We start from the raw sequence: 26,807 nt of genomic DNA, 5'->3' as shown, positions 1-26,807 counted from the left end.
TCAGCTGATCCTTTCGAAGACGATGGCCATGCCCTGGCCGCCGCCGATGCACATGGTCTCGAGGCCGAACTGTTTGTCCCGTTCCTGCAGCGAGTGCAGCAGCGTGGTGGTGATCCGGGCCCCGGTCGCACCGAAGGGGTGGCCGAGTGCGATACCCCCGCCGTTGACGTTCAGTCGGTCGATGTCGATGCCGAGGTCCCGGTAGGACGGAATCACCTGCGCGGCAAAAGCCTCGTTGATCTCCACCAGGTCCATGTCACCGATCGAGAGCCCGGCCTTGGCCAGCGCGCGACGGGACGCCTCGACCGGACCGAGACCCATGATCTCCGGCGACAGACCGCTGACAGCGGTCGCGACCACCCGCGCGAGCGGGACGAGCCCGAGTTCGGCCGCCTTCCGGTCGCTCATCACCACCACCGCCGCAGCGCCGTCGTTGAGCGGGCAGGCATTGCCGGCGGTCACGGAACCGGTGTCACGGAATACGGGCCTCAGCCCCGCGAGCGTCTCCACGGTGGTGCCGGCACGCGGGCCGTCGTCGACGGTCACCACGCTCCCGTCTGCCAGGACGATCGGGGTGATCTCCCGACCGAAGAACCCGTCAGCGATTGCCTTCTCGGCGAGCTGCTGTGAGCGCGCGGCGAATTCGTCCTGCTCGGCCCTGCTGACACCGCGATGGGTGGCGACGTTCTCCGCGGTCTGTCCCATGGTGATGTAGGCATCGGGGAGCCCGCCGGCCAGGCGCGGATCCGTCCACACCGCGCCGGTTGCCGCCAACTGTGCGGTGCGCGCCTGTGCCTGCGCGAAGAGCGGGTTCTGGAACTGCTCGTCGCCGGCACCGACGCCGGTCTGCTGCGGGTAGCGCGAAACGCACTCGACTCCGGCGGAGATGAAGATCTCGCCGTCGCCCGCCTTGATCGCGTTGGCCGCCATCCGGGTGGTCTGGACACTCGAGGCGCATGCCCTGTTCACGGTCGCACCGGGCACGGAGTCGAGCCCCAACTGCAGCGCTACCCGTCGGGCGATGTTCTCCCCCTGTTCGCCGGAGTGCTCCCACGCCCCCAGGTAGAGGTCCTCCACCGTGTGCGGATCCAGGGCGGGGATCTTGTCCAGCGCGGCACGGACGATCTGGGCGGCCATGTCGTCGGGCCGAACACCCGCGAGCGAGCCCTTGCCCGCCCGCCCGATCGGCGAACGGGCGGTGGAGACGATGACTGCTTCAGTCATGGGAGATCGGCCTTTCCTGGTCGGACCGGTGAGGTCGGCGCGCGAGGGGCGTCCGGCTCTTTCCGTGATGTTCTCGATGGACGGGTCCGGGATCTTGCCGACCCGGGCGTCCCGCTCAGACGAGCTGATTAAGCGCTCGCTTAGTTTGCGATGACGAATGCGAGAATGTCAATAGCGACGAGACGGCAATGAGCGACCGCGGCGGCGCCACGACAGGAGACGAGAACCAGGTGACAGAACAAGCACCGCCATCCCCGCCGGCCCCCCGGCCGGGGCCGGGCGGCAGCAGGGCGGCCGCCGATGCGGAACAACGACTGCTCGACTCGGCCAGGGATGCATTCGCCGCCAAGGGCTACCACGGGACGAGCACCCGGGAGATCGCCGCCGGCGCCGGGATGAGCCCGGCCGCCATGTACATCCACTTCAGCTCCAAACAGGACGTGCTGCTTCGACTGATCCTTGCCGGGCACGAGTCCGCACGCGCGGCCCTGACCGCGGGCGCCACCGCCACGGGATCGGCGACAAAGCGCTTCAGATCAGCGGTTTTCCACTTCGCCCGGTGGCATGCGGAGCAGCACACCACCGGCCGTGTCGCACAGTACGAACTGCACGCGCTCACCCAGGAGAATCAGGCACAGGTGGTCCACCTCCGCAGGGACACCGTGCGGGTGATGCGGGAGATCATCGCCGACGGCGTCCTGACGGGCGAGTTCGCGGTCGAGAACGTGGACACGGCGACCCTGGCCGTGATGTCCCTGTGCATCGACACGGTCCGCTGGTTTCCCTCTCGCGAGCTGCAGACCCACGACGAAGTCGGTGCCGCGTTCGCCAGCATCGCCGAACGCATCGTGAAGTCGTCGGACTGACCTGGCCCCGCGGTCGGATGCGGGCGGCCCAACGGTCACGGGAATAAGCGATCGCTCAGGGACACCGCAGCCACGATCCCGACCCTGGCGCAGACGCCCGTGCCCGAGGTATAAGTAATATGAACCTATTGAGGAAACCTGTTGGCACGGAATCCTGATCGCCGGCCCCTACCGGGCGGGACTGCGCGTACGCACAGAAAGTCCACTGCGCCAACAGGACTGCACCGACGCTGAGGAGAAACAGATGAGCCTGCCCCCCGTGCTCCAGGACCGACTCCGCCTGCCCGTGGTGGCGTCGCCGATGTTCATCCTGTCCAATCCGGACCTGGTGATCGCCCAGTGCACCTCGGGGGTCGTCGGTTCGTTCCCCTCCCTCAACGCCCGGCCGCAGCCGATGCTCCGCGAGTGGCTCCTGCGGATCACCGAGGCACTGGCCAAGCACGACGCCAACCATCCCGAGTCGCCCGCCGCGCCCTACGCGGTGAACCTCATCGTGCACAGGAGCAACGACCGCCTCGAGGAGGACCTCGCCACCATCGTCGAGTTCGAGGTGCCGATCGTGATCACCTCGCTCGGCGCCCGCGCCGACGTCAACGACGCGGTCCACTCCTACCGCGGCGTCGTGCTCCACGACGTCACTGACAACCGGTATGCCCGCAAGGCTGTCGAGAAGGGCGCCGACGGACTCATCGCGGTGGCCGCGGGCGCGGGCGGGCACGCCGGCACCCAGTCGCCGTTCGCGCTGGTCCAGGAGATCCGTGAGTGGTTCGACGGCCCGCTGCTGCTCTCCGGTTCGATCGCACACGGCCGCTCGGTCCTCGCCGCCCAGGCCGCGGGCGCCGATCTCGCCTACGTCGGGTCCGCCTTCATCGCCACCGAGGAGGCCGGCGCCGCCGACGCCTACAAGCAGATGGTCGTCGACTCCGCCGCGTCCGACATCGTCTACTCCAACCTCTTCACCGGCGTGCACGGCAACTACCTGCGCGGCAGCATCGAGGCGGCCGGCCTCGACCCCGCCGACCTCGCGGAGTCCGACCCGTCGGCGATGGACTTCGGCACCGGCGAGAAGACCGACACGCAGGACGGCAAGCCCGAGGCGAAGGCCTGGCGCGACATCTGGGGCGCCGGGCACGGCGTCGGTGCGGTCAAGGCCGTGCTCCCCGCGTCCGCGCTCGTCGACCGGCTGGCCGCCGAGTACGCCGCGGCCCGCACGGCGCTGCTCGGATAGCCGCAACCTGTCGAGACGCGTCCCGGGCACTGATTAGGGTTCCGGTCATGGACATCAGCAACTCAGGACACGTCGTTCTCGGGATGCTCTTCGTGGGGTCGCGTTCCGGATACGAGATCCGCAAGTCTGCGGAACTCTCGCTCCGCCACTTCTGGTCGATCTCCCCGCCGCAGATCTACACCGAGCTCGGCAAGCTCGAGGAGGCCGGCCTCGTCGAGGGCAGCGACGACCACCAGGGCAACCGGCGCCGCCGCCTCTTCACCGTCACCCCGGCCGGCCGCGAGGCGCTGCATCGCTGGGTGCTCGACGAGGGCGACAGCGACTTCGAGATGCGAGACCTGTTGCAGGTCAAGCTGTTCTTCGCCGACGTGCTCGAACCGGACGAGGTGCCCGTACTGCTCGAGCAGATACGGGCGCGGTCGCGGCGGATCCTCCGGAAGTTCGAGCGGGAGGTCTCCCCGGCGGCCCGCAAGACCGTCGAACGGCACGGCGTCCAGTTCCCGCCCAGGGTCGCGGACCTGCACGTGGAGCTGCACCAGTACCTGCTGTCCTGGTGCGATCGGGTGGAGCAGGAGTACCGGCGCGGGTCCGACTGACCGTCCGCGGGGAATACCTCCGGGCCGACGGTGTTGAGCTACAGTGAACTAGTTGAATCATCAACTACTAAGCCGGAGGAGTCCGCATGCCCGCCGTGACCGTCGACAACATCCTCGCCCTGCCCCGCATCGGCGAGACCGCACCCGACGCCGTCGCCCGCCCGGTGCTCGGTGTGACCACCGCCCCCGTCGGATACGAGGGCGAGGGCTTCCCGGTGCGCCGGGCGTTCGCCGGCGTCGACCTCGAGCACCTCGACCCGTTCATCCACATGGACCAGATGGGCGAGGTCAACTACGCGCCCGGCGAGCCCAAGGGCACCCCGTGGCATCCGCACCGCGGCTTCGAGACCGTCACCTACATGATCGACGGGATCATGGAGCACCAGGACTCCAACGGCGGCGGCGGCACCATCGGCGGCGGCGACACCCAGTGGATGACCGCGGGCGGCGGGATCCTGCACATCGAGACCCCGCCCGAGCACCTGGTGGTGAGCGGTGGCCTGTTCCACGGCGTGCAGCTGTGGGTGAACCTACCGCGGGACAACAAGATGGCCGCGCCGCGCTACCAGGACATCACCGGCGCCAAGGTCGCGCTGCTGTCCTCCCCCGACGGCGGCGCCCTGGTCCGCGTCATCGCGGGTGAGGTCGACGGCCACCAGGGCCCCGGCTCCACCTACACGCCTATCAGCCTGGTGCACGCGACCGTCGCACCCGGCGCCAGCCTGACGCTGCCGTGGAACCCCGAGTTCAACGCGATCGCCTACGTGCTGGCCGGCGACGGCCTGGTCGGCGCCGAGCGTCGGCCCGTCCGCAGCGGCCAGACCACCGTCTTCGGACGGGGAGACACGCTGACCGTCGCGGCCGCGGACACCCAGGACTCGCGGACCGAGTCGCTCGAGGTGTTCATCCTCGGCGGCAAGCCGATCCGCGAGCCCGTCGCGATGGCCGGACCCTTCGTGATGAACACCAGGGCCGAGGTCATCCAGGCGTTCGAGGACTTCCAGGCCGGACGCCTCGGGTCCATCCCAGCCGCCCACGAGACCCTCGGCTGACGCCGTGGCCGAGGTGGCGGTCCAGCGGGCCGGCGACCGCCGGCACCTGAGGTACGGCTGGCTCGACTCGCGACACAGCATGCCCGTCGCGGGCAACTTCGACCCGGCCGAGCACGCCCACGGACTGCTGGTGGTCAACAACGAGGACATCGTCGACGCCGGCGAGGGCTTCGACAGCCACCAGCACCGGGACGCGGAGATCGTCACCTGGGTGCTCAGCGGATCCCTGGTCCACCAGGACTCCGAGGGGCACTCGGGCGTGGTCTTCCCCGGTCTCGCGCAACGGATGAGCGCGGGCCGGGGGATCTTCCACTCGGAGCGCAACGACCGCGTGCGCGCCGACGGCTCTCGCGTGGCCGAGCCCGTCCACCTGGTGCAGATGTGGGTTCCGCCGGACGAATTCGGCATCGAGCCGAGCTACCAGGAACTGCCGATCGACGACGAACTCGACGCCGGCAAACTCGTGGTGGTGGCTTCCGGCCTGCCGCGGCACCGCCACGACGCGGCCATCGGGCTGCGCAACCGCCACGCGGGCCTGCACGCCGCGCGGCTGCGGCCGGGCGGGTCGGTCACGATCCCCGACGCGCCGTTCGGGCACGTGTTCGTGGCCCGCGGCGCGGTGGACGTCGAGGGTGTCGGCCCTGTCTCCCACGGGGATTCGATCCGGCTGACCGGGACCGGCGGCCAGCGGCTGACCGCCACCGAGGACGCCGAAGTGCTGATCTGGGAGATGCACGCCGAGCTCAGTTCACGACAACGGAGGTAGGCTTCCCCGCCACCCCGGTCCTGCACGTGCAGATCGAACCGGATCAGGGCCGCTCGAACAGGTCCACGGCCGTCGTGACGCGGTCGTTGGGCAGTTCCTCGGCGATGTTCCTGCCGGTGCGCAGCCACCCCCCTCGCAATGCCGAACGAAGCCAGTTATCAAGGGCAGCTTGCGTTTCGAAGCGAAGCACGATCACACACACGTCCGAGACGCTGCTCTCCTTGAGCCACCCCCCGCCGAGGAAGCCTGGGAAGATCCTGGCCAGGCCGAGACCGCTCTGAATCCAGTCGGCGAACTCGTCGTCACGGCCCGACCTGATCCGGCGCACGATCGTGGTCGTCACGTTCGCGCCGGCCCCTTCGGCCGCCCCGCCAGCGGTGTCGGCCGCTCCGACGCCCTCGGTGTTGCTCACTAGTTCCCGCCTCGGCTCCCGCGCGCATCCACGCGATGCGACCTCCTCAAAATACCAGCGCAAAAGCCCCGATCACACCGGTCCGATGTGCTGCGCCAGGGCGTAGCCGCGGTCGAGACCCCCCGGTCCAGCAACTGTCAGACGATACGACCGCAAGGTCGCGGGCCTTCCGGACCACCTCCGTACTGTGGAACCCAGGCACCACGAGGGAGGAACCCAACCATGACGGCACCCACCACACCGCACGTCGACATCCACCGGGCCGGCGACCGGCTGAAAACCCGGATCGCCTGGTTGGACTCGAAGCACTCCTTCTCCTTCGGCCAGCACTACGACCCCGACAACACCCATCACGGCATGCTGATGGTCAACAACGACGACATCGTGTCGCCGGGACAGGGTTTCGAAACCCATCCGCACCGCGACATGGAGATCGTCACCTGGGTGCTGCGCGGTTCGCTGGTGCACCAGGACTCGATCGGGCACTCCGGTGTCATCTACCCCGGTCTCGCGCAGCGGATGACGGCCGGGTCCGGGATCCTCCACTCGGAGAAGAACGACGCCTGGCGGTTGCCCGGCTCACCCCACGCCGAACACGCCGAACCGGTCCGCTTCGTCCAGATGTGGGTGCTGCCCGACGAATCCGGCATCACCCCCGGCTACGAGCAGCTCGAGATCGACGACGAGCTGATGCGCGGCGGGCTGGTCCCGGTCGCGTCGGGCATGCGCAAACACAAGGGGCAGTCGGCCATCGGCATCGCGAACTCGAACGCCGCGCTGTACGTGGCACGGATGCGCGCCGGCGACACCGTCCAGCTTCCCGAGGCCCCCTACCTGCACCTGTTCGTCGCACAGGGCGAGGTCGCACTCGAGGGCGCGGGCATCCTGTCCGAAGGCGACGCGGTCCGGTTCACCGCGACCGGCGGGCAGCGGCTCAGCGCGGCGCAGCCCGCCGAGGTGCTGGTCTGGGAGATGCGCGCACGCCTCGGCGGTTAGGGCCGGGCGGCCCATTCGATTCCGCGCCGTCCCGCCAGGCAGGACCCTGAACTACTCGACACCGTCGCGGGCTGCTATTGAGATTCCATGACCGTATCCGCAACCCGCCCCCGCGGCGTCGACCCCCTGAACACGATGATGGGCGTCCGCGTGCTCGCCATGGCCCCCGCCGGCACCGAACTGGAGGGCACGATCGGTCCGCGCTTCCGCGACCACCGCGGACTGTGCGGGCTGGCCTCGGTCGGCGTGCTCGCCGACACCGCGGTCGCCGGCGCGTTCTACGCCTCGCTCCCCCCGGGCCACCGGACCGTGGTCTCGCAACTCACCGCCGCGGTCGCCGCCCCGCTCCCCTCGGCGGGCGTGGTCACCGCACGGGCCCGCACCGAACACCTCGACCTCGACGCCGGCACCGGGCTGTCCGCGGGACGGGTCGCCACCGCGGCCGGCGCCACCGCGGTGCGCCTGCTCGCCCGCAGCGTCGTCGTGACGCGCGCCGCGCGGAGCGATGTGCACCTCGCCGCCGGTCCCACCCTGGTGATACCGGACCCGGAGCCGGCGGACCCGGAGTCCCTGACCGGACTCGACGGGCGCGCCGTCGTGGCCGGTATCGCCGCCAGCACCCTCCGTCGCGGCCCCCTGGCGGGACTGCTCGGGATGGAAATCGAATCGGTCGGCGACACAAGCATTTCCGCCCGATTCGCTCCGACCCCGTGGATGAGCAATCAGATCGGTTCGGTCCAGGGCGGAATCCTCTTCTCCGCCGCGGCCCTGACCAGCGGGTTGAGTGCGCAGGCCCTGACCGCCGCCGGGCAGTCGTACCGGCTGCTGGACCTGAAGATCGATTTCGTCCGGTCCCCCGCCGTCGACGGACCACCGATCCGCGTCGAGGCCGAGGTGGTGCGTGCCGGACGCCGGATCGTGCTGATCGAGACCCGTCTGCTCGACGCGGACGGCCATCTGCTCGCCCGCACCGGTTCCAGTGCCCAACTCGAGTGAGGAACACCCGGCTGGTAGACAGGGCCGCATGACCGCGACGGAAACCCTGCGCCTGGATCGCCTCAACGAACTGATGGATGTGCGGGCCCTCGACCTCGAGCCCGGCTCGGTCCGCTTCGAGCAGGAGCTGGGCCCCCGCTTCCACGACCACCGCGGGCGCACCGTCCTCGGCTCGATCGGCGTACTCGTCGACGCCGTCCCCGGCGGCGCGGTCGGCACGTCGATGCCGGCCGGCGCCTCGGTGGTGCTCTCCCAGATCACCGCTGCGATGGCCGCACCGCTGCCGGCGTCCGGTGCGATCGTGGCGCGCGGACAGGCCGTGCACCTCGACCTCGAGACCGGAACCGGGCTCGCCACGGGCGAGATGGTCGGGCCGGACGGACAGGTTGCGGTGGTCCTGCAGTCCCGCGGCATGGTTGTCACCCGCCCGGCCACCCACACCGAGGCGATCGCCCGCGGTGAGCGCCTGCCCGTCCCCGCCGCGGAACCCGTCACCGACGCGGCCGCGTTCGCCGGGTACGCCGGCCTCGACGTGGTCACCGGGATCCAGGCCGGCCGGATCGCCCGGGGACCCCTCGCCGGCCTGCTGGAGGTGGACCTCACCGACGTCGAGAAGGGTCGGGTGGCAGGCGAGTTCGCGCCGCGCGAGTGGATGAGCAACCAGCTCGGGTCCATCCAGGGCGGCGTCCTGGTCTCCGCCGCGGACCTGCTGACCGGGCTCGCCGGGCAGAGCCTGACCGCCCCCGGCCAGAACTACCGGACGCTGGATCTGCGGATCGACTTCATCCGCTCCCCCGCCGTCGACGGCCCCCGGATCCGCGCCGAGGCGACGGTGGTGCGGGCCGGACGCCGGCTCGCCCTCGTGGAGACCAGGCTCGTGGACCCGGCCGGCCAGGTGCTGGTGCGCGCGGCCGCCAGCATCCAACTGGTCTGATCGAGGCGCCCGTTTCCCGCCGGGTCACCTCCTTTCCCCGGGGTTCGGGCGCCGGCCGGCCGGGGGCGGAACCGGACGAATCGGCCAGGCGCGGACTATCCTGCAGGGGCGATCAGATTCGGCGCTCACGGTTTCGATCGAGGAGAGACGATGACCCAGCCCCCTCAGCCACCGGACGGCCCGCAGCCGGGCAACGAACCGCCGTCAGAGGATCAACCGGGTGGGCAACCCGGCGGTCAGCCCGGGGCCCAGCCCGGCGGTCAGCCCGGGGCCCAGCCCGGCGGCCAGCCGAACTACCCGCAGTACCAGCCCCCGTACCCGGGTCCGCCGCAGCCTCCGGGGCAGCAGTACCCCGGCCAGCCGCCGCAGTACCCCGGCCAGCCTTACCCGGGACAGCCGCAGCAACCCGGCCAGCCTTACCCGGGACAGCCGCAACAGCCCGGCCAGTACCCGGGACAGCAGTACCCGGGGCAGCAGTACCCCGCCCAGCCCTACGCTGCCCAGCCCAGCGCACCCGCCGCGCAGAACGGCGCGGGCATCGCCGCCCTGATCGTCGGAATCCTGGCCCTGGTGACCTCGTGGACCGTCATCGGCGGCGTGGTGCTGGGCATCCTCGCGGTGATCCTCGGGTTCGTCGGCCGCTCGCAGGTCCGCAAGCAGCGCGCCACCAACGGCGGCATGTCCCTGGCCGGCATCCTGCTCGGCGTCCTCGCGGTGATCGTCTCGATCGTGCTCGTGGTGGTGGGCATCGGCCTGTTCAACCGCGTCGGAGGCCGGGATTTCGTCGACTGCATGCGTGACGCCGGCAGCAGTGAACAGGCCCAACAGCGCTGCATCGACGAGTTCCAGCAGAACATCGAGGACCGGTTCTCGGTGACCCTGGAGGCCCCCACGGTCGTCCCGCCCCGCTGACCTTCCACACAGCAGACTCACAGCGTTTTCACTGCGACCGGACAGGACCGTCGCAGCGTTCTCGCAGCGGCGCCCGCGAGGGTGGACCGCAACAGCGAGACGGGAGAAAGCGTGAACAAGGACATCGAACGCAGCCGGGCCCGGGTCAGCCGGCGACGCGCCCTGGCCCTCGGCGGCACGGTCGGCCTCAGCGGACTCATCGCGGCCTGCACGGGCAATGGCGCGTCGGGCGGCGGCGCCACCACCACCACCTCGGTCGTCACCGACTCGGCGGCCGCCGGCGACGACGTGATGGCGCTGCTGGCCCGGGCACCGCAGTGCGTGACCAGCAAGGAGGAGACGCAGGGACCGTACTGGTTCGACGTCGACTCGATCCGCAGCGACATCCGAGAGGACCGGCCCGGCACCACCTTCGAGCTGGCGATCCGGGTCCAGGACAGCGCCACCTGCACGCCCGAGGGCGGCGGCGGGACGGCCAACGCCGTGGTCGAGATCTGGCACTGCGACGCCGGTGGGGCGTACTCCGGCTTCGAGTCGGGATCACAGGCCTCGAACGGCGGCGGCCCCCCGGCCGGCGGCGGTCCGGGCGGACGGCCCCCGACGGGCGCGCCTCCGGCCGGCGGGCCCGGCGGCGGTGGTCCGGGTGCCGGCGGTCCGGGCGGCGCCGGATCCGGGGAGACCTCCGACGGCTCCTACAGCGTCGGCGACAGCGAGGCCACCACCACGGACGACGGCACCTACCTGCGGGGCGCGCAGGTCACCGATGCCAACGGGGTCGCCGCGTTCACCACCGTCTTCCCCGGCTGGTACATGGGCCGGACCACACACATCGACGTCAAGGTGCACGTGGACAAGAAGACCGTGCTGACCACCCAGCTGTTCTTCGACGAGGCCCTGCTCGACGAGGTCTACGCCGGCGCCCCGTACGACGAGCACACCGGCCGCGGGAACAACACGACCAATGCCCAGGACGGCCCCCCCCCCCCCCCCCCCCCCCCCCCCCCCCCCCCCCGCCGAGCGGCCATGATGGAGGGCATGACGCGCTCCGGAATCGACCTCACCCACCTCGACACGGGCATCCGAGCCCAGGACGACCTGTTCGTCCACGTCAACGGCCAGTGGCTCGACAGCTACGAGATACCCGCCGACCGGGCCGTCGACGGCGCATTCCGCACCCTCTACGACCAGGCCGAGATCGACGTGCAGGCGATCATCACCGAGTCCGCCGCGGCCGCGGGCGCGACGGGCACCGACTCGCAGCGGATCGGCGACCTGTACAGCTCGTTCATGGATGCCGACGCCGTCGAGCGCGCGGGTCTGGAGCCCATCGCAGCGGAGCTGGCCGAGGTCGACGCCGTCGCCGACGGGTCCGCGCTCGCGGGTCTGCTGGGTCGGCTCGAGCGCGTCGGAGTCGGCGGCGTGGTGGCCAGCTATGTCGACACCGACGCCAAGGACTCCACCCGCTACCTGGTGCACCTCACGCAGTCCGGCATCGGCCTGCCCGACGAGTCCTACTACCGCGAGGACTCCTACGCCGACACCCGCGAGGCCTACCGGGCGCACGTGCAGGCCATGCTCGCCCTCGCCGGCAGACCCGACCCGGCCGGCGACGCGCAGCGCATTCTCGACCTCGAGACCGCGATCGCGGCCGGCCACTGGGACGTGGTCAAGCGGCGTGACGCGGAGCTGAGCTACAACCTGGTGACGTTTGCGGACCTCGCCCGCGAGAACCCCGGGTTCGACTGGGCCGCATGGGTCTCCGGCCTCGGCGGCACCACGGAAACGTTCGCGGAGCTGGTGGTCCGCCAGCCCAGCTTCCTCGCCTCGATGACCGCACTGTGGGCCGAGCGCCCGCTCGAGGACTGGAAGGCGTGGACTGCCTGGCGGGTGATCCACTCGCGCGCACCGTATCTCACCGAGGACGTGGTCGCCGAGAACTTCGACTTCTACGGCAGGACCCTGACCGGCGCGGAGGAGAACCGCGAGCGGTGGAAGCGTGGCGTGACGCTGGTGCAGGACCTGATCGGCGAGGCCGTCGGCAAGCTGTACGTGGAGCGGCACTTCCCCGCCCAGGCCAAGGCGCGGATGCAGGAACTGGTCGCCAACCTGCAGGAGGCGTACCGGCGCAACATCTCCGAACTGGAGTGGATGGGCCCCGAGACACGCAAGGCCGCGCTGACCAAGCTGGAGAAGTTCACCCCGAAGATCGGCTACCCCGACAAGTGGCGCGACTACTCCGGGCTGCAGATCACCGCCGACGACCTGGTCGGCAACTACCGCCGCGGTTACGCCGCCGAGCACGACCGCGACCTGGCCAAGCTCGGCGGCCCGGTGGACCGTGACGAGTGGTTCATGACGCCGCAGACCGTCAACGCCTACTACAACCCCGGGATGAACGAGATCGTCTTCCCGGCAGCCATCCTGCAGCCGCCGTTCTTCGACGCGGAAGCCGACGACGCCGCCAACTACGGCGGGATCGGCGCGGTGATCGGCCACGAGATCGGGCACGGCTTCGACGACCAGGGCGCCAAGTACGACGGCGACGGCAACATGGTCGACTGGTGGACCGACGACGACCGCACCGAGTTCGGCAAGCGCACCACCGCGCTGATCGAGCAGTACAACGCGTTCGAGCCCAAGGCGCTGCCCGGACACAAGGTCAACGGAGAGTTCACCATCGGCGAGAACATCGGCGACCTGGGCGGGCTGTCCATTGCACTCGAGGCGTACCGGATCGCGTTGGACGGCAAGCAGGCCCCGGAGATCGACGGGCTGACCGGACTGCAGCGGGTGTTCTTCGGGTGGGCCCAGGTGTGGCGAACCAAGGCCCGCAACGAGGAGGCCCTGCGCCGCCTCGCCGTCGACCCGCACTCGCCGCCAGAGTTCCGCTGCAACGGCGTGGTGCGTAACCTGGACACCTTCCACGACGCGTTCGACGTGACGCCCGGCGACGACCTCTACCTGGAACCCGAACTCCGCGTGCGCATCTGGTAGCGGAGCCGTCGTGTTCGCGCGGAGTTGGCGGGCGGATCGGTCCGCCCGTCAACCTCGCGCAGCGCGCACCCTCCGGTAGTCCCGCCTGTTCTGCTTGCCGTAGCGGACGGCGAACCGCTCGATCGCCGCGTCGAACACCGCCCCGCTGCCGAGGTACCCGTCTATCGCAATCGGATCCCCGGTGCGGGCGTGGGCGCGGGCCAGCGCGCTCGCACACACCCGCGCGTACACCCGCATGCCCTCCGGCCGCAGGACGCTGATGTCGAAGCCACCCTTCTTGTCCCGCAGCTGCCGAACGTAGAAGTCGCGGCCCAGCGGACCGGTCCCGGTGAACCAGCCGAGGAACGGGTCGCTCGCACTCTGGATCAGGCGCTGCCCCTCGACCACCCGCTGCCCCTGGTCCCGGTACTCGACGCCCTCGACGTACGGCGCCAGCACCGATTCCTGTGCCTCCTTGATCTGCAGGAACAGTGGGTCCTGGGTGGTGTCCCCGACGAACAGCACGATGAAGCACATGGTGCCGACGGACCCGACCCCCACTACCTTGCGCGCGATGTCCTGGAAGCGGTACCGCGCCACCAGCTGACGGCGGTCGCTGGCGAGGGTGTCCAGGTAGTTGGCGTAGGCGTCGAAGAGCAGCTTGGTCGCCTCGGCGTGCCGGTCGTGCGGGAGCCGCACCACCAGCGGCGGATCCTCCTTGATCCGCAGGCCCTCGCTGGTGACGGTCGCGAACCGTGCCAGGTTGTCCAGCGGGGTGCGCCGTTCCGCTTTCGCGAACACCGCCTCGGTCGCGGCGACCGGCCGCGAGCCGACCATCTCCCGCACCAGCTCACGCAGGGCGTCCGCCTCGATCCGTGCGTACCAGATGTCGAGGGAGGTCATGCCTGCCGCGCGCGCCATCGTCTCCCGGTACACCTGCCCCACCACCCGGGCGGCCGCGCGCGCCTCCCAAGGTTCGTGACCGTCCTCGACGGACGCGACGAACACCGACGCCGCGAGCCGCTTGACGTCCCACTCGAAGGGGCCTCGATGCACCTCGTCGAAGTCGTTGAGGTCGAACACCAGTCGCCGGTCCGGGCCGGCGAAGAGTCCGAAGTTCGCCAGGTGGGCGTCCCCGCAGGCCATGACCATCAGGTCGGTGCGCGGCCCGTGTGCGAGGTCCCACGCCATGATCGCCGCCGACCCCCGCAGGAAGCTGAACGGCGAGGCCAGCATCCGCTGGTACCGCAGCGGCACCAACTCGGGCACCCTGGTGGCGTTCTGCCGGTCGAGGATGCCGGTCGGGTCGGGGCGGTCGGCGGGCGGTGACCACTCGCCGAGTGCCTCCCGCCGGACGGTGGCTCGCAGCCTTTTACCGCGCCGACGTCGAGCGTCGGCGGGTTCCGGCGGTTCGAAAACGGCACCTGCCATCGCCCGATGGTACCGCCGCCGAGAACGTTTCCGCAGCTAGACGAGACGATTGTGCAGCGCGGCGGTCAGACGGCGATCGGCTCAGCCGTGCTGATCCGAAGCGCCGCGACCAGTTCCCGGTACAGCGCGTCGGAGCGCAACAGCTCGGCATGGGTGCCGCTGGCCCGAATCCGCCCTTCCTCCATCACCAGGATCCTGTCCGCGTCGATCACGGTGGAGAGCCGGTGCGCGATGGTCACCACAGCACTGTCCTTGGACAGCTCGCGGATCACGTCGTGGATGGCGGCCTCGGTGCGGCCGTCCACCTGCGCGGTGGCCTCGTCGAGCAGCAGCACGTCGGGGCGTCGGACAATGGCCCGCGCCACGGCGATTCGCTGCCGCTGGCCCCCGGAAATGCTGGTGCCGGACACATCGCTGTCCAAGCCCTCGTCCAGCGCACGGACCATGTCATCGAGGTGCACCGCACGCAATGCCTCCCAGACCTCGTCCTCGCTGGCCCCCGGGTGGGTGAACAGCAGGTTCGAACGCATCGTCCCCGGCACGATGGGAGTTTCCTGCTCCACGTACGCCAGCCGCGAGCGCACCTGTTCGTACGAGATCTCCGAGAACGGGACGCCGTCGAGCAGGATCTCGCCACTTTCGGGGTGGAGGAAGCGCAGCAACAGCGAGAACACCGTGGTCTTACCGGCTCCGGACGGGCCGACGATCGCGGTGTGGCCACGCGCGGGGATGCTCGCACTGACCCCCCGCAGCGACGGTTCGGAGCCGGGTGCATATCGTGCGGTGACGTCGACAAGCTCGAGCACCGGCACGTCCGGCGCGGCATGCAGCTGTCGGACCTGGACCTCGTCCGGCTCTTCGGCCTCCATCGCCTGGACCTCGCGGATCCGTCCTGCCGCAGCGATCCCCGCCTGGAAGAGCGTGAAGTTCTGCGTCAGCTCCGTCACCGGCATCATCATCATGAACGCGTACATCAGGAAGGCGACCAGACCGGACACCGCCAGGACACCGGTGCTGACCCGCCACGCCCCGAAGGCCAGGATTCCGACGATGGCGAGCTGCAGTCCCGCACCGGCGACGGTCCAGACCACCGCCGAGATCCGTGCGACACGCACGCTGTGCAGCTGGGAGTCCTTGGCGTCGACGATGATCCGCTCGGTCTCCCGATCCTCTGCCCGGCTGGACTTCACCGTGCGGATCGCGCGAAGCGCACCCTCGAGCACGCCGCCGAGTCGGCCCACGGATTCCTGCACCTTCCGCTGCGACTTCCCGATCATCGGCATCAGCACCGCCGCGAGCACACCCACCACCGCCAGGGCACCCACCATGGTGCCCAGCAGGACCAGGTCGAGCACCGCCATCATCACCAGCGTGCCGACGATCGCCACCACTCCGTTGACAATGCCCACCAGCGACGTGGACGTGGCCTCCCGCAGCAACATGGTGTCCGAGGTGACGCGAGTGACCAGCTCACCGGACGGCCGCTTGGTCACGCTTGCCACAGTGGCACGAAAGTAGCTGCGCACCATCGATTCCCGCGCCTCGAACACCACCCGGGCGGCGAGCGAACCCATCAGGTTCAGCTGCACGAACCCGATGCTGCCGGCGGCAAGGAGCAGCAGCACCAGGATGGTGATCGGCCCGCCGAGCCCGCCACCTGTACCCAGCGTGTCGAGAACCACCTTGATCATCATCGGCAACGCGAGCCCGACCGCGGTGAACGCGCACGACAGGACCAGACCGATCGACAGTGCCACCCGGTGCGGACGAATGAAGGACCACAACAGTCGCACGTTCGGCCAGGACTCCTGCGCCGTCGAATCAGTCATGTCCATCAGTGAACCACCAATGTCCCATTTATGTCATGGTTTGTTCCAGATTGGATCTCAATGCTGTTACCGTCATTCCATGTCCATAGATTCCGCCACCGAATCAGGCACACGGGCCCGGACTCGCCGCGCGATCCTCGACGCGGCATTCCAGACCCTCGGCCGAAACTCGGGTGCGTCGCTCGGAGAGATCGCCGCCGAGGCGGAGGTCGGGCGTAGCACGCTGCATCGCTACTACCCAGAGCGCGCCGACCTGCTGGTCGCGCTCGGCCAGGACGCACTCGACAAGCTCGGCGCGGCACTGGATCGGGCCCGCCCTGTCGACGGGCCGGCCGACGCCGCATTACGTCGGATGAGCCACGAGTGCTTCGACCTCGGCCCCGTCCTGACACTCGTGTTCGGCGATCCTCACTCCCTGGCGAACCAGGAGTTCTGGGACCGTCTGGGCACCATCGACGCGCCCCTGATCACCCTGATCGAGCGGGGCCAGCAGGAAGGTTCCATCGGCTGCGCACTCCAGGTCCGCTGGATCCGCAGGATGCTGTGGTGGACACTGCTCACCGGCTGGGAGAGCTTCGAACACGAGGGCTACTCGCGGACCGAGGCACTCGAGGCCATCGACATGACGATCTCGGGCATTACGCGAGACTAGGGCTCCGCCCCACCCTCACCGGTTCCAGTCCCCCAGTCCGTCGCGGCCGTCGAGGACACCGCCCGCGGTGTTCTGCACGATCACCGGGTCGCCCTTCTTGGCATTCTCGAAGAACCACCGGCCGTCCTCGGTGCTGACATTGAGGCAGCCGTGACTGACGTTCGTGTGGCCCTGATCCGCGACCGACCACGGCGCCGCGTGCAGGAAGATGCCGCTGTAGGAGATGCGCGTGGCGTACTCCACGTAGGTCCGGTAGCCCTCCGGCGAATCCACCGGAACACCGTAGGTGGACGAGTCCATGTACATCTCACGCACTCGCTCGCCGACGATGTAGGTGCCGTTGGGCGTCTCGTGACCGGTCTTGCCCATCGAGGTGGGCATCGTCTTGACCACCTCGCCGTTGCGGGTGACCACGATCTGCTTCGTGTTGTCATCCGCCGTCGCGACCAGGGCGTCGCCGATCCGGAACGCCGACCGCGCCCCGCCCGCCTCGACCACCACGTCGGCGTTCGCCGGCCAGAACGCATTCGGCCGCCACCGGACCTGACTGTCGTTGATCCAGTAGAAGTGGCCGTCCACCCGCGGGGTGCTGGTGATCCGGACCGCCCGCTCGGCCTGGGCGCGGTCGCCGATGCTCTCGTCGAACCGGATGACGATCGGCTGCGCGACGCCGACGACCTCGCCCTCGGACGGGTCGAGGCGTGGCGCCGAGAAGTTTGCAGGACCCACCGGCGGCTCCACGGGCGCCGGCGAGACCGGCACGGGCAGCCCGGGGACGGTCGGCAACTCAACGGCCGGCAGTGACAACGCCGGCAACTCAACGGCCGGCAGTGACAACGCCGGCAACTCGAGCTTCGGCAATTCGGGTAGCTGCCACTGGGACAGGGTCGGCACCTCAGGCCCACCCGGGAACAGCGGTGCCGCCTGCGCCGGCGGGATCACCACTACCCCGACGGCCACCGCCCCCAGCAGTGCCGCCCCGATTCGCGCCGCGTGGGGGCGAGCGAAGCGACGGGGAATGTTCCAGCGGGCCCGTCCGGTCGTCTCGGTACCCATTTCGCCCCCGTCGCTCGGCTGCCGCCGATCCGCCGCGACGAACACGGCCTCCTGCCGACAGTGCCTCAAACTCCTTACCCATGGTAATCAGGTGTCCGATTTGCGCAGGTGTCCCACGCCGGTAGCGGGCTGGGAACTCGAACCAGGCCGAGCCGGCGCCTGCTGTTACGGGCGAGCCGCGATCGCCTGTGCCTTCGCACCGAGACGGGCCAGACGCAGGTCGCCCAGTGCGGTGAGCGCGCTGCCCATCCTGTTGGTGACGTAGCCCAACGACAACCCGGTCGCGGGGTCCGCGTACCCGCCGGAGCCGCCGACGCCGTAGTGCCCGAACGCGTACCGCGGCTGGACCCGGGTGGCAACGAAGACCGGGTGGTACCCGAGCCGCCAGTTCACCGGCGCGCCCCCGAGGACGTAATCGCGACGACGGGTCTGGACGGTCCCCATCTGGGCAATCGTCTCCGGCCGCAAGAACTCTCGCCCGTCGATCGTCCCGCCGTTCGCGATGGCGCCGTACATCCTGGCCAGTGCCCGTGCGGTGAACACCCCGTTCCAGCCCGGCATGACCGCATCGTGCACGGCGGGATCCCGGACCAGTTCGTCGAAGCCGTCCGGCATGGCCGCCTCGGCGAGCCCGTTCAGCGGGCGCACCCGGGTGAGCACCGACGACGTCGGACCCCACGGCATGCCGCCGGGGTTGATGTGCGGGAACAGTTTTGCGATCCGGTCCCGATTCTCCACCGGCACCCGATACCAGAAGTCCGCCACCCCGAGCGGTTCGGCGATCTCGGTGCGCACCACGTCCGTGAACTCACGGCCGGACGCGCGGGCCACGATCTCCGCGACGATCCAGCCGAATGTCACCGCGTGGTACCCCGGCCCGGACAGCCGCCGGGGGTCCGGCGGGCTCGCGGCCAGTGCGGCGACCACCGTGTCGTAGTCCAGCAACGCACGTTTGCCCGGGACCAAGCCGCGGACCTTGTGCAGTCCGGCCCGGTGGGTGAGCACGTCGCGGACCGTGATCCGCTCCTTGCCTGCCGCCGCGAACTCCGGCCAGTAGGTCGCCACCGGCTCGTCGTAGGACAGCACGCCGCGCTCCGCGAGCCGGTGCACCACGGTGCTGGCGACGCCCTTGCCGGTGGAGAACGACAGCGCCATCGTGTCGTGGGTCCAGCGCCGGTCACGGTCGGCCCAACCGGCCCAGATGTCCAGCACCAGTTCGCCGTCCAGGTACGCCGACAAGGCCCCGCCGCCGTGCTGCGGGCGGCGGTACATCGCGAAGAACCGGTCGGCCAGCGGCAGGAACCGCGGGTCCACGTGCATCTGTGTCGGCGGCCGGGTGATCTCGTCGAGGTGATGGATCCGGGCGGTGCGCTCACTCATCGTCACACCACGCCGGCGCGTTTTGCCGCGGCACGCACCTGCCAGGCGGCGATCAGCAGCAGCACACCCTCGACGATCGCGAACACGCCGATCAGCTTGATCAGACCGATGATGCCGTCCCCCGGGAAGATCACCAGCACCAGACCGAAGACCACCGCCAGCACGCCGATCAGCAGCAGCCAGCCCCAGTGCGCCCCGCCGGCCGCGCGCACCTGGAACGCACCGAGCACCTCGAGCACGCCGATCAGGATCGCCCAGAAGCCCACCAGGTACACGAAGACCAACGCGGTGATCTCGGGCCACACCAGGACCGCGATGCCCGCGGCCACGGAGACCAGCGCGGCGACCAACCACCACACCCACCCCGGGCTCACCGACCGGGCTGCGATCGCACGGGCCGCGGTGACCAGGCCGTCGATGATCCAGTAGATGCCGACCACGAATACCAGCGCGTGCACGGTCACCGCGGGCCAGGCGATCGCGACGATGCCGAACACCACGGCGATCACGCCGCGCAGCACCACCGACCACCACACGTCCTTGCCGATTCGCAGGATGGCCTCATTGCTGCCGACGAGAGGACTGTCCGTCATCGCAACCTCCGACTGTGTGCGGGACGCCCGGTCGCCGGAGCGCCTGGGCGGGTACCGCGAGCCTACTGTCGACGGGCACGCCGAGGGGCCGGAAAGCGGTTACTCAGGGTGGCAAACGGCTTCGGCCCGAACCGGCCGCGGCGCGTGGTTTACCGTGCAGTGATGAGCGCCCCCCGCGAAGGCCGGATCGACCTCGAGACGGTGTCGCTGTCGACACTCGAATGGGGTCCGCACGGCGGTCCGCTCGCATTGTGCCTGCACGGATATCCCGACACGGCGTGGACGTGGCGGCATCTCGGCCCGGCCCTGGGCGAGCGCGGCTGGCGGGTGATCGCACCGTTCACCCGCGGCTACGCGCCGTCGTCGATCCCCTTCGACGGCAGCTACCACATCGGCGCACTGATGGACGACGCCGTGGGAATCCACACTGCCGTCGGCGCCGACGGGTCGGCCGTCCTCATCGGGCACGACTGGGGATCCGTGACGTCGAACGGGCTGGCAGCACATCGCGATTCGCCTTTCGGCCGCGTGGTGTCGATGGCCGTGCCACCGGCGCCCGCATTCGTCCCGCGCCGGTCCCCGTCGGAGCTCCTCGCCGTGCCCCGGCTCCTGGCCACCCAGCTGCCGAGAAGTTGGTACATGCTGTTCAACCAGCTGCCCCGGGTGTCGGAACGCTCACTCGACGGGCTGATCCCCCACCTTTGGCGCCGCTGGTCGCCGGGCTACGACGCCGGCGAGGACCTCGAACATGTAGCGGCGGCACTGAAGTCGAACGCAAGCCGGACCGCGGCCCTCGGCTACTACCGCGCCGCGCTGCGCCCCTTCCCCCGGCCTCCGGCGCGTTACCGCCACTGGCAGTCGGCCCTTCTGCAGGCACCGACGGTGCCGACGCTCTACCTCCACGGCGACGACGACGGCTGCATGACGCCGCGCTACGCGGATCGCGTGCAGGCAGTGCTGCCACCCGGCAGCCGGGTGGCACGGATTCCGCGAGCGGGCCACTTCCTGCACCTGGAGCAGCCCGAGATCGTGAACCGGTTGGTCCTGGACTTCGTCGGCGAACGCTGACCGCTCCGGCGCGACGGGTCACTGCTGCCGCGGTTGTGCCCGCCGCTCGTACCCCGAGCGGGCCAGATGATGTGCGCTGCCCAGGAGTTCACGGATCGCCGGCTCCGTCCGCGACCCCGGATTCACCACCGCCAGCCAGCCCAGCGTGCCGTAGACGGGGTGCGGCATCACCGTGTCGGCCACGCTCGGGTCGACCTCGCTCGTGGTGGCGTCGCGCGGCCTCAGGCCTGTCCGACCGACGAAAGCGTCCGTGCCGGCGAAGAGATTCAGCCGGAAGGTGTCCGGGCGGTTGAGGCGCGATCGCTCGTCGCCCGGGTAGTCCTTCGTCACGATCGTCGCGAACGGCTGGGTCGTCGTGGGAACCTCGCCGTCGGGCGCGTAGTAGAAGAACGTGTCGCCCCAACTGACCTCCGGCGAACCGTCACCGGGCGTAGGCCGGAGGGCGAGAACCCCGCCGAGGCCGTCGAGGAACTCGATGATTTCGTCGATGCTCATGTGTTCCAGCTTTTCATTCATGTCCTTGTGGAGACTTTGGCCCAGATACACCAAGGTGGACGGGTGGGAAGTCGCAAGTCGGCCGGGGTCCGGACGATCGATGTCGCGCGCCGGGCCGGGTACTCCGTCCAGCAGGTGCGCAATCTCGAGCGGGACGGCGTGCTGCCGCCGGCCGGACGCACCGACGCGGGATACCGGATCTACGACGAGACGCATCTGCGTTCCGCACTGGCCTACCGCGCCCTGGCGGACGGCACCGGGCCGATCGAGGCCAAGGAGATCATGCGCGCGGCGCAGGCACACCGCACTTCGGACCTGCTCGCCCTGCTCGACGCGGCGCACGCCCGGCTCCACACGGAGCGGCGGGAACTCGCGCTGGCCGAGCGGGCGGCCTCGGCAATTTCCGAGGAACCCATCGACGACGTCCGCCCGTCGGACGCGATGAGCATCTCCGAACTCGCAACCGCACTGGGTGTGCGGCCCTCGACGTTGCGGCACTGGGACGCGGAAGGCCTCGTCGTTCCCCGTCGCGACTCCCCGCGGGACCCGCGGCGGTACCTCCCCGGCGACGTACGGGACGCACGGATCGTCCATCAGCTCCGGATGGCCGGCTACCGCATCGCGCCGCTCCGGGCCTTGCTGCCGCAGCTGCGACGCGTCGAACGGTGGGACGAAGTATCGACCTCACTGGCCGCCAGGGGCGCGAGCATCGACGCCCGGTCGAGAGCTCTCCTCGAGGGTGCCGCCGCACTCAGCGCCTTGATCTCCCCGACTGCGGCCCCGGCTCCCGGCGCCCGCCCGTCGGCCCTGGACTGACGACGTGCACGCGGGCGGCAGTCGTCAGTGCTTCGAGGCCTTGTCCTGCCCGGTCAGGTCCCTGTCCCGGCTCGGCTGCACCCGCTTCGGCTCGCCCGGCATCTTCGGGTACTGCGGGGGGTACGGCATGTCCCCGAGACCGTTCGACGCATCCCGCTCGGCCATCTCCAGCAGCCCGTCGAGCGAGTGCACGACGGCGTCGATGCCGGCGGCCGGGTCGCCCCGCCGGGCCACCAGGTCCGGCACCGTCGCGATGGTGAAGTCGTCCGGCTCGACGTCCGCGAGCTCGGCCCAGGTCACCGGCGTCGACACCGTCGCCCGCGGGGTCTTGCGCACCGAGTACGCCGACGCGACCGTCTTGTCCCGCGCGGTCTGGTTGAAGTCCACGAAGATCCGCGCGCCTCGCTCTTCCTTCCACCAGGCGGTCGTCACCCGCGTGGGGTCCCGGCGTTCGACCTCACGGGCCAGCGCGATGACGGCGCGCCGCACCTCGATGAAGTCCCAGCGCGGCTCGATCCGGACGTAGACGTGCACGCCCCGGCCGCCGGACGTCTTGGGGTAGCCGACCAGGCCCAGCTCGTCGAGCAGCGGCGCGAGCACGTCCAACGCCACCGCCCGGGCCTCGGCGAACCCGGTGCCGGGCTGCGGGTCGAGGTCGATGCGCAGCTCGTCGGGCCGGTCCGGGTCGGCCGAGCGCACCGGCCACGGATGGAAGGTCACGTTGCCCATCTGCGCGGCCCACACGATGTCGGCGGGGCTGCGCACCAGCAGCGCGTCGGCGGTCCGACCGTTCGGGTTGGTGACGGTGCAGGTGCCCACGTACTCGGGCCGCTTCGCGGGGATCCGCTTCTGGTAGATCTCCTCGCCCTCGATGCCGTCCGGGAACCGCTGCAGGTGGGTCGGCCGGTCGCGCAGCGCGGTCATGATGCCGCCGCCCTCGTACAGCGCGATGGTCCGGTAGTACTCCACCAGGTGCCGCTTGGTCCCGCCGTCGGCGCCGAGCTGCGGAAAGTAGATCTTGTCGGGGCTCGACAGCCGGACCGCGATGCCGTCCACGTCGAGTTCGACTGCGGCGCCTGCACTCTTGGCGGCCATCACGGCATCCTCAGTCGCGGCAGGGGCACGGTCGTCACGGGGGTACCGCCTTCGAGTTCGTCGGCCAGGTGGACGGCCCAGGCGCGCAGGCCGCTGACGTCGAGCGCGTGCGGGGGCCGGGACTCGTAGGCGCCGACGAGATCGGCGCCGCGACGGAGCTCGCGCGCGGCGCCGGGCCCGTCCCCCACCGCGGCGCTCAGCCCGGCGGCGAGCCGGCCGAGCCCCTCCCACAGTTCCAGCTCGTCGGCGGGGGCGGTGCGCCAGGCATCGGTGAAGAGCCGCTGCGCCTGCGCGGGCTCGCCGTGGTCGAACAACCGCTGGGCCTCGGTCACGACGGCGCCGAGGTCCGTGGTCCCGGTCATGACGCACCGCCCGCCAACACGTCGGTCAGGTCGTATCGCACCGGAACCTCCAGTTGCTCGTAGGTGCATTCGCGCGGTTCCCGGTCCGGACGCCAGCGCAGGAACCGTCCGGCGTGCCGCAGCCGGTCGCCCTCCATCTGGTCGTACGCGACCTCCACCACCAGTTCGGGTCGCAGCGGCACCCACTGCCGGTCCTTGCCCGCGGACCACCGGCTGGCCTCGCCGTCGTTGACGACGTCCTCGCCGAGGCGCAGCGGGTCGAGGATGGCCTGCAGCTCGATCCGCCTGGCCGCGGTGAACGCGGAGGCGCCGCCGATGAAGTGCATCTCGTCGCCGTCGTAGAGGCCGAGCAGCATCGAGCCGATCCCCGGCTGGCTCTTGTGCGGGCGGTACCCGATCACCACGCAGTCCGCGGTGCGCGCATGCTTGACCTTGATCATCTCCCGCTTGTTCGGAAGGTAATGCCCGGCAAGCTTTTTCGCGACCACGCCGTCCAGTCCGGCACCCTCGAACATCGAGAACCACTCCTGCGCGAGGCCCGCGTCGGTGGTCGCGGTGGTGACGTGACAGGACCGGCCGCGCGACCCGACGGCGCCGAGCAGCAGCTCGCGGCGCCGGGCGAAGGGCTCCCCGGTCAGGTCGCGGTCGTCGAGCGCGAGCAGGTCGAAGCCCACCAGCTGCGACGGCGTCTGCTCGGACAGCAGCGTGACCCGGCTGGCCGCCGGGTGGATCCGCTCGGAGAGCGCCTCCCAGTCCAGCCGGGTACGGCCGTCCACCTCGCGCGGCACCACCAGTTCGCCGTCCAGCACGCAGCGCGACGGCAGCTCCTCGCGGACCGCCGCGAGCATCTCGGGGAAGTACCGGCCCAGATCCTTGCCGCTGCGCGAGCTGAGCACCACCTCGTCGCCGTCACGGAACACGATGGCACGGAAGCCGTCCCACTTGGGTTCGTAGGACCACACCGGATCCTCGCCCTCCGGCTGCGCGGGCACGGCGGCGGCAGCCTTCGCGAGCATCGGTTGCAGGGGCGGAGTCAACGGGAGATCCACGCCCCCATACTTGCGCACCGGCCGCGGATCCGCGAGGCAAAACGCCCGCCGCGCCGCCCGACTCGCCTGCGCGGGACTACTCGGAGTCGAGCCGGAACCCCAGCTTGAGCGTCACCTGCACGTGCCCGACCTTGCCGTCCACGATGTGCCCGCGGGTGTGCACCACCTCGAACCACTCCAGGTTGCGGACGGTCTCCCCGGCCCGGGCGATCGCGCCGGCAATGGCGTCGTCGATCCCCTTGGTCGAGGACCCGACCACCTCGGTGACGCTGTAGACGTGGCTGCTCATCGGTCTTCCTCACTCTTCGGTGACGGAGTCCAACCAGCGTAGGACCGGGAGTCTGACCCTGTACAGGTGTCGCCGGCGACCCTCGCCCCGAATAGCGTTGTACGAATTCGAGGAACTGCCGTGCCGGGAGATCTGGAACCGTAGAGTGGCCGACGGCCGCGACACCGTCGCGCCCTATTCACCCGTCCAGAAGGGGACCCCTCGTGGAGAAGATCCGCAACTACGGCCTGCTCGTCAAGTACCTCGTCAGCACCCAGTGGAAGAAGCTGCGCGGCGGCAAGGACACCGCTCAGCAGAACCAGGGCTGAGCCGGCGACACCACCCGTGAGTCCTTCGGCCCACCCAAGGATCGAGGACTCACGGGCGCGAAGCGCCTACAGCCAGCCGCGGCGCTTGAAGATCGTGTACAGCCCGCCGCAGGTCAGCATCATCATCCCCAGCGCCATCGGATAGCCGCCCGCCCAGTGCAGCTCCGGCATCGAGTCGAAGTTCATCCCGTAGACCGTGCCGATCAGCGTGGGGGCGAACAGGATTGCGGCCCATGCCGAGACCTTCTTGATCTCCTCGTTCTGCGCATAGCTCGCCTGGGTCAGCGCGGACATCTCCTCGTTCTGCGTCTGCGAGACGAGCGTCGCGTTGACGGTGAGGATGTTGCCCAGCAGCTGCCGGAACCCGTCGGCGCGTTCGACCACCGTGGTGGCGTGGTCCGTGACGTCGCGAAGGTACTTCTGCAGTTCCTCGTCCGTCTTGTACTTCTCGAACCCGGCCGAGAGCCCACTGAGCATGTCGAGCAGCGGCCGGGTGGCGCGCTGGAACTCGATGACCTCGCGGGTCAGCTCGTAGATGCGCCGCGACACCTTCGGGTCGCCGCTGAACACCTCGGTCTCGATCTCGTCGATGTCGTTCTGCAGGCCGGCGACGACCGGTGCGTAGCCGTCCACGACGGCGTCGAGAATCGCGTAGAGCACGGCCTCGGGACCGAGCCGCAGCAGGTCGGGGTCGCTTTCCATCCGCGCCCGCACCGCGGACAGGTTCGGCGACTCGCTGTGCCGGACGGTGAGCACGAAGGTCGGACCGCAGAAGATGTGCAGCTCACCGAAGTCGACGCGCTCGGTCTCGTCGAGGTACCGGGCGGCGCGCAGCACCACGAACAGGGTGTCGCCGTATCGCTCGAGCTTGGGCCGCTGGTGCGCGACGATCGCGTCCTCGACCGCCAGCTCGTGCAGCCCGAACTGCTTCGCGGCGGCGTAAAGCTGTTCCGCGTCGGGCCGGTACATCCCGATCCAGGCCATCGACGACGCGTCGGGCAGGCTCCGCAACGCCTCGGCCAGGTTCGACGGCGTCTCGATCCGAAATCCGTCGCGGTAGACGCCGCTGTTGACGACGCTCGCCTCCACCGGGGCGACCGCCGGGTCGGGCGGCGCCTGGTGCGGGGCCATCGAGTGCTCGGGGACGAGTTCGTGCGACGGGTTGGCGGCACGGCTGGGCAGCAGTTCGCGGAAGGGGCGCTTTTGACGCATGGGTTCAGCTTTCGCGTAAGTCGGGGGCACGGCGGGCGCCGCTACCACCGCGGCGCCGATGCGATCGCGAAGTCGTCAACCGCGCGAGCAGGACACGCCCCGCGCGACTAGCGACTTCGGTAGGTACTCGGAGGTTGGCTCACGGCAAGCCACACCTCCTCTTCCCTCGACCCTGCGCAGCCGGCTTGTGCCAGACCTCGACACCCTACTCCGGGCG

General features: G+C 70.1%; 26 protein-coding genes. 13 read left to right on the top strand and 13 right to left on the bottom strand.

Going from position 1 to position 26,807, the window contains the following annotated elements:
* Complete coding sequence (locus AC1DWC_RS00840; RefSeq protein ID WP_477905294.1) at positions 1-1,224, bottom strand: acetyl-CoA C-acetyltransferase; 1,224 nt, start codon at positions 1,222-1,224, stop codon at positions 1-3.
* A gap of 188 nt (positions 1,225-1,412) precedes the next feature.
* On the opposite strand from AC1DWC_RS00840, the gene AC1DWC_RS00835 reads away from it, so the two are divergent.
* The 5 genes from AC1DWC_RS00835 to AC1DWC_RS00815 all read left to right on the top strand — a co-directional run bounded on the left by AC1DWC_RS00835 (position 1,413) and on the right by AC1DWC_RS00815 (position 5,732).
* Positions 1,413-2,090: a TetR/AcrR family transcriptional regulator gene (locus tag AC1DWC_RS00835; protein WP_477905292.1), complete on the top strand. Its 678-nt coding sequence runs from the start codon at positions 1,413-1,415 to the stop codon at positions 2,088-2,090.
* 244 nt (positions 2,091-2,334) lie between these two features.
* Entirely contained in the window at positions 2,335-3,318 is a 984-nt protein-coding gene (locus AC1DWC_RS00830; RefSeq protein ID WP_477905290.1) for an NAD(P)H-dependent flavin oxidoreductase, read from the top strand.
* Positions 3,319-3,365: 47 nt separating this feature from the next.
* On the top strand, positions 3,366-3,914 hold the full coding sequence (locus AC1DWC_RS00825) for a PadR family transcriptional regulator (protein ID WP_477905288.1): 549 nt from the start codon (positions 3,366-3,368) through the stop codon (positions 3,912-3,914).
* Between the two features lie 86 nt (positions 3,915-4,000).
* Positions 4,001-4,966: a pirin family protein gene (locus AC1DWC_RS00820; RefSeq protein WP_477905286.1), complete on the top strand. Its 966-nt coding sequence runs from the start codon at positions 4,001-4,003 to the stop codon at positions 4,964-4,966.
* A gap of 4 nt (positions 4,967-4,970) precedes the next feature.
* Complete coding sequence (locus tag AC1DWC_RS00815) at positions 4,971-5,732, top strand: pirin family protein (protein ID WP_477905284.1); 762 nt, start codon at positions 4,971-4,973, stop codon at positions 5,730-5,732.
* A gap of 43 nt (positions 5,733-5,775) precedes the next feature.
* Here the strand turns inward: AC1DWC_RS00815 and AC1DWC_RS00810 are convergent, their stop codons facing one another.
* Positions 5,776-6,144 carry an antibiotic biosynthesis monooxygenase gene (locus AC1DWC_RS00810; RefSeq protein ID WP_477905282.1) on the bottom strand — a complete coding sequence of 123 codons (369 nt, stop codon included), beginning with the start codon at positions 6,142-6,144 and terminating at the stop codon, positions 5,776-5,778.
* 222 nt (positions 6,145-6,366) lie between these two features.
* On the opposite strand from AC1DWC_RS00810, the gene AC1DWC_RS00805 reads away from it, so the two are divergent.
* The 5 genes from AC1DWC_RS00805 to AC1DWC_RS00785 all read left to right on the top strand — a co-directional run bounded on the left by AC1DWC_RS00805 (position 6,367) and on the right by AC1DWC_RS00785 (position 12,976).
* A complete protein-coding gene (locus AC1DWC_RS00805; RefSeq protein ID WP_477905280.1) occupies positions 6,367-7,140 on the top strand; it encodes a pirin family protein in 774 nt (257 codons plus the stop codon).
* A gap of 87 nt (positions 7,141-7,227) precedes the next feature.
* Positions 7,228-8,136, top strand: a complete 909-nt coding sequence (locus tag AC1DWC_RS00800; protein WP_477905278.1) for a PaaI family thioesterase — start codon at positions 7,228-7,230, stop codon at positions 8,134-8,136.
* Between the two features lie 28 nt (positions 8,137-8,164).
* Complete coding sequence (locus AC1DWC_RS00795; protein ID WP_477905276.1) at positions 8,165-9,070, top strand: PaaI family thioesterase; 906 nt, start codon at positions 8,165-8,167, stop codon at positions 9,068-9,070.
* Positions 9,071-9,220: 150 nt separating this feature from the next.
* On the top strand, positions 9,221-9,982 hold the full coding sequence (locus AC1DWC_RS00790) for a DUF4190 domain-containing protein (protein WP_477905275.1): 762 nt from the start codon (positions 9,221-9,223) through the stop codon (positions 9,980-9,982).
* A 1,026-nt stretch (positions 9,983-11,008) separates the two neighbouring features.
* Positions 11,009-12,976, top strand: coding sequence for a M13 family metallopeptidase (locus AC1DWC_RS00785; protein ID WP_477905427.1), 1,968 nt, complete (start codon positions 11,009-11,011; stop codon positions 12,974-12,976).
* A 48-nt stretch (positions 12,977-13,024) separates the two neighbouring features.
* On the opposite strand, the gene AC1DWC_RS00780 is transcribed toward AC1DWC_RS00785, so the two are convergent.
* Both AC1DWC_RS00780 and AC1DWC_RS00775 read right to left on the bottom strand, forming a co-directional pair.
* Entirely contained in the window at positions 13,025-14,386 is a 1,362-nt protein-coding gene (locus tag AC1DWC_RS00780) for a DUF2252 domain-containing protein (RefSeq protein ID WP_477905273.1), read from the bottom strand.
* Positions 14,387-14,451: 65 nt separating this feature from the next.
* Positions 14,452-16,215: an ABC transporter ATP-binding protein gene (locus AC1DWC_RS00775; protein WP_477905271.1), complete on the bottom strand. Its 1,764-nt coding sequence runs from the start codon at positions 16,213-16,215 to the stop codon at positions 14,452-14,454.
* Between the two features lie 79 nt (positions 16,216-16,294).
* Here AC1DWC_RS00775 and AC1DWC_RS00770 point away from each other — a divergent pair, with 79 nt between their 5' ends.
* Complete coding sequence (locus AC1DWC_RS00770; RefSeq protein WP_072843408.1) at positions 16,295-16,867, top strand: TetR/AcrR family transcriptional regulator; 573 nt, start codon at positions 16,295-16,297, stop codon at positions 16,865-16,867.
* 15 nt (positions 16,868-16,882) lie between these two features.
* Here AC1DWC_RS00770 and AC1DWC_RS00765 read toward each other — a convergent pair whose 3' ends face one another.
* The 3 genes from AC1DWC_RS00765 to AC1DWC_RS00755 all read right to left on the bottom strand — a co-directional run bounded on the left by AC1DWC_RS00765 (position 16,883) and on the right by AC1DWC_RS00755 (position 19,896).
* Positions 16,883-17,923 carry a L,D-transpeptidase gene (locus tag AC1DWC_RS00765; RefSeq protein ID WP_477905268.1) on the bottom strand — a complete coding sequence of 347 codons (1,041 nt, stop codon included), beginning with the start codon at positions 17,921-17,923 and terminating at the stop codon, positions 16,883-16,885.
* A gap of 165 nt (positions 17,924-18,088) precedes the next feature.
* The gene (locus AC1DWC_RS00760; RefSeq protein ID WP_477905266.1) at positions 18,089-19,303 is read right to left on the bottom strand and encodes a serine hydrolase domain-containing protein; all 1,215 of its coding nucleotides are present in this window, start codon (positions 19,301-19,303) and stop codon (positions 18,089-18,091) included.
* 2 nt (positions 19,304-19,305) lie between these two features.
* Positions 19,306-19,896 (bottom strand): HdeD family acid-resistance protein, encoded by a 591-nt coding sequence (locus AC1DWC_RS00755; protein WP_477905265.1) that lies wholly within the window; start codon positions 19,894-19,896, stop codon positions 19,306-19,308.
* 162 nt (positions 19,897-20,058) lie between these two features.
* On the opposite strand from AC1DWC_RS00755, the gene AC1DWC_RS00750 reads away from it, so the two are divergent.
* Positions 20,059-20,964: an alpha/beta fold hydrolase gene (locus tag AC1DWC_RS00750; protein WP_477905263.1), complete on the top strand. Its 906-nt coding sequence runs from the start codon at positions 20,059-20,061 to the stop codon at positions 20,962-20,964.
* An 18-nt stretch (positions 20,965-20,982) separates the two neighbouring features.
* Here AC1DWC_RS00750 and AC1DWC_RS00745 read toward each other — a convergent pair whose 3' ends face one another.
* Entirely contained in the window at positions 20,983-21,459 is a 477-nt protein-coding gene (locus AC1DWC_RS00745; protein WP_477905425.1) for a DUF6194 family protein, read from the bottom strand.
* A 63-nt stretch (positions 21,460-21,522) separates the two neighbouring features.
* Between AC1DWC_RS00745 and AC1DWC_RS00740 the strand changes: the two genes are divergently transcribed.
* A complete protein-coding gene (locus tag AC1DWC_RS00740) occupies positions 21,523-22,275 on the top strand; it encodes a MerR family transcriptional regulator (protein ID WP_477905261.1) in 753 nt (250 codons plus the stop codon).
* A gap of 24 nt (positions 22,276-22,299) precedes the next feature.
* On the opposite strand, the gene AC1DWC_RS00735 is transcribed toward AC1DWC_RS00740, so the two are convergent.
* The 5 genes from AC1DWC_RS00735 to AC1DWC_RS00715 form a co-directional block, all read right to left on the bottom strand.
* The gene (locus AC1DWC_RS00735; protein ID WP_477844556.1) at positions 22,300-23,370 is read right to left on the bottom strand and encodes a DNA polymerase domain-containing protein; all 1,071 of its coding nucleotides are present in this window, start codon (positions 23,368-23,370) and stop codon (positions 22,300-22,302) included.
* Complete coding sequence (locus AC1DWC_RS00730) at positions 23,370-23,732, bottom strand: DUF309 domain-containing protein (protein WP_477905259.1); 363 nt, start codon at positions 23,730-23,732, stop codon at positions 23,370-23,372. The genes AC1DWC_RS00735 and AC1DWC_RS00730 overlap by 1 nt, the downstream gene beginning before the upstream one ends.
* Positions 23,729-24,781, bottom strand: a complete 1,053-nt coding sequence (locus tag AC1DWC_RS00725; RefSeq protein ID WP_477905257.1) for an ATP-dependent DNA ligase — start codon at positions 24,779-24,781, stop codon at positions 23,729-23,731. Before AC1DWC_RS00725 ends, AC1DWC_RS00730 begins: the two co-directional genes overlap by 4 nt.
* Before the next feature lie 76 nt (positions 24,782-24,857).
* Positions 24,858-25,070, bottom strand: a complete 213-nt coding sequence (locus AC1DWC_RS00720; RefSeq protein WP_477839305.1) for a dodecin — start codon at positions 25,068-25,070, stop codon at positions 24,858-24,860.
* 374 nt (positions 25,071-25,444) lie between these two features.
* Positions 25,445-26,509: a magnesium and cobalt transport protein CorA gene (locus AC1DWC_RS00715; RefSeq protein ID WP_477905423.1), complete on the bottom strand. Its 1,065-nt coding sequence runs from the start codon at positions 26,507-26,509 to the stop codon at positions 25,445-25,447.
* Positions 26,510-26,807: the final 298 nt, after the last annotated feature.

It is taken from the genome of Rhodococcus sp. P4_C10, assembly GCF_056402135.1.
The sequence above is the reverse complement of the archived record's forward strand: the minus strand, read 5'-3'. Positions and strand labels throughout refer to the sequence as shown.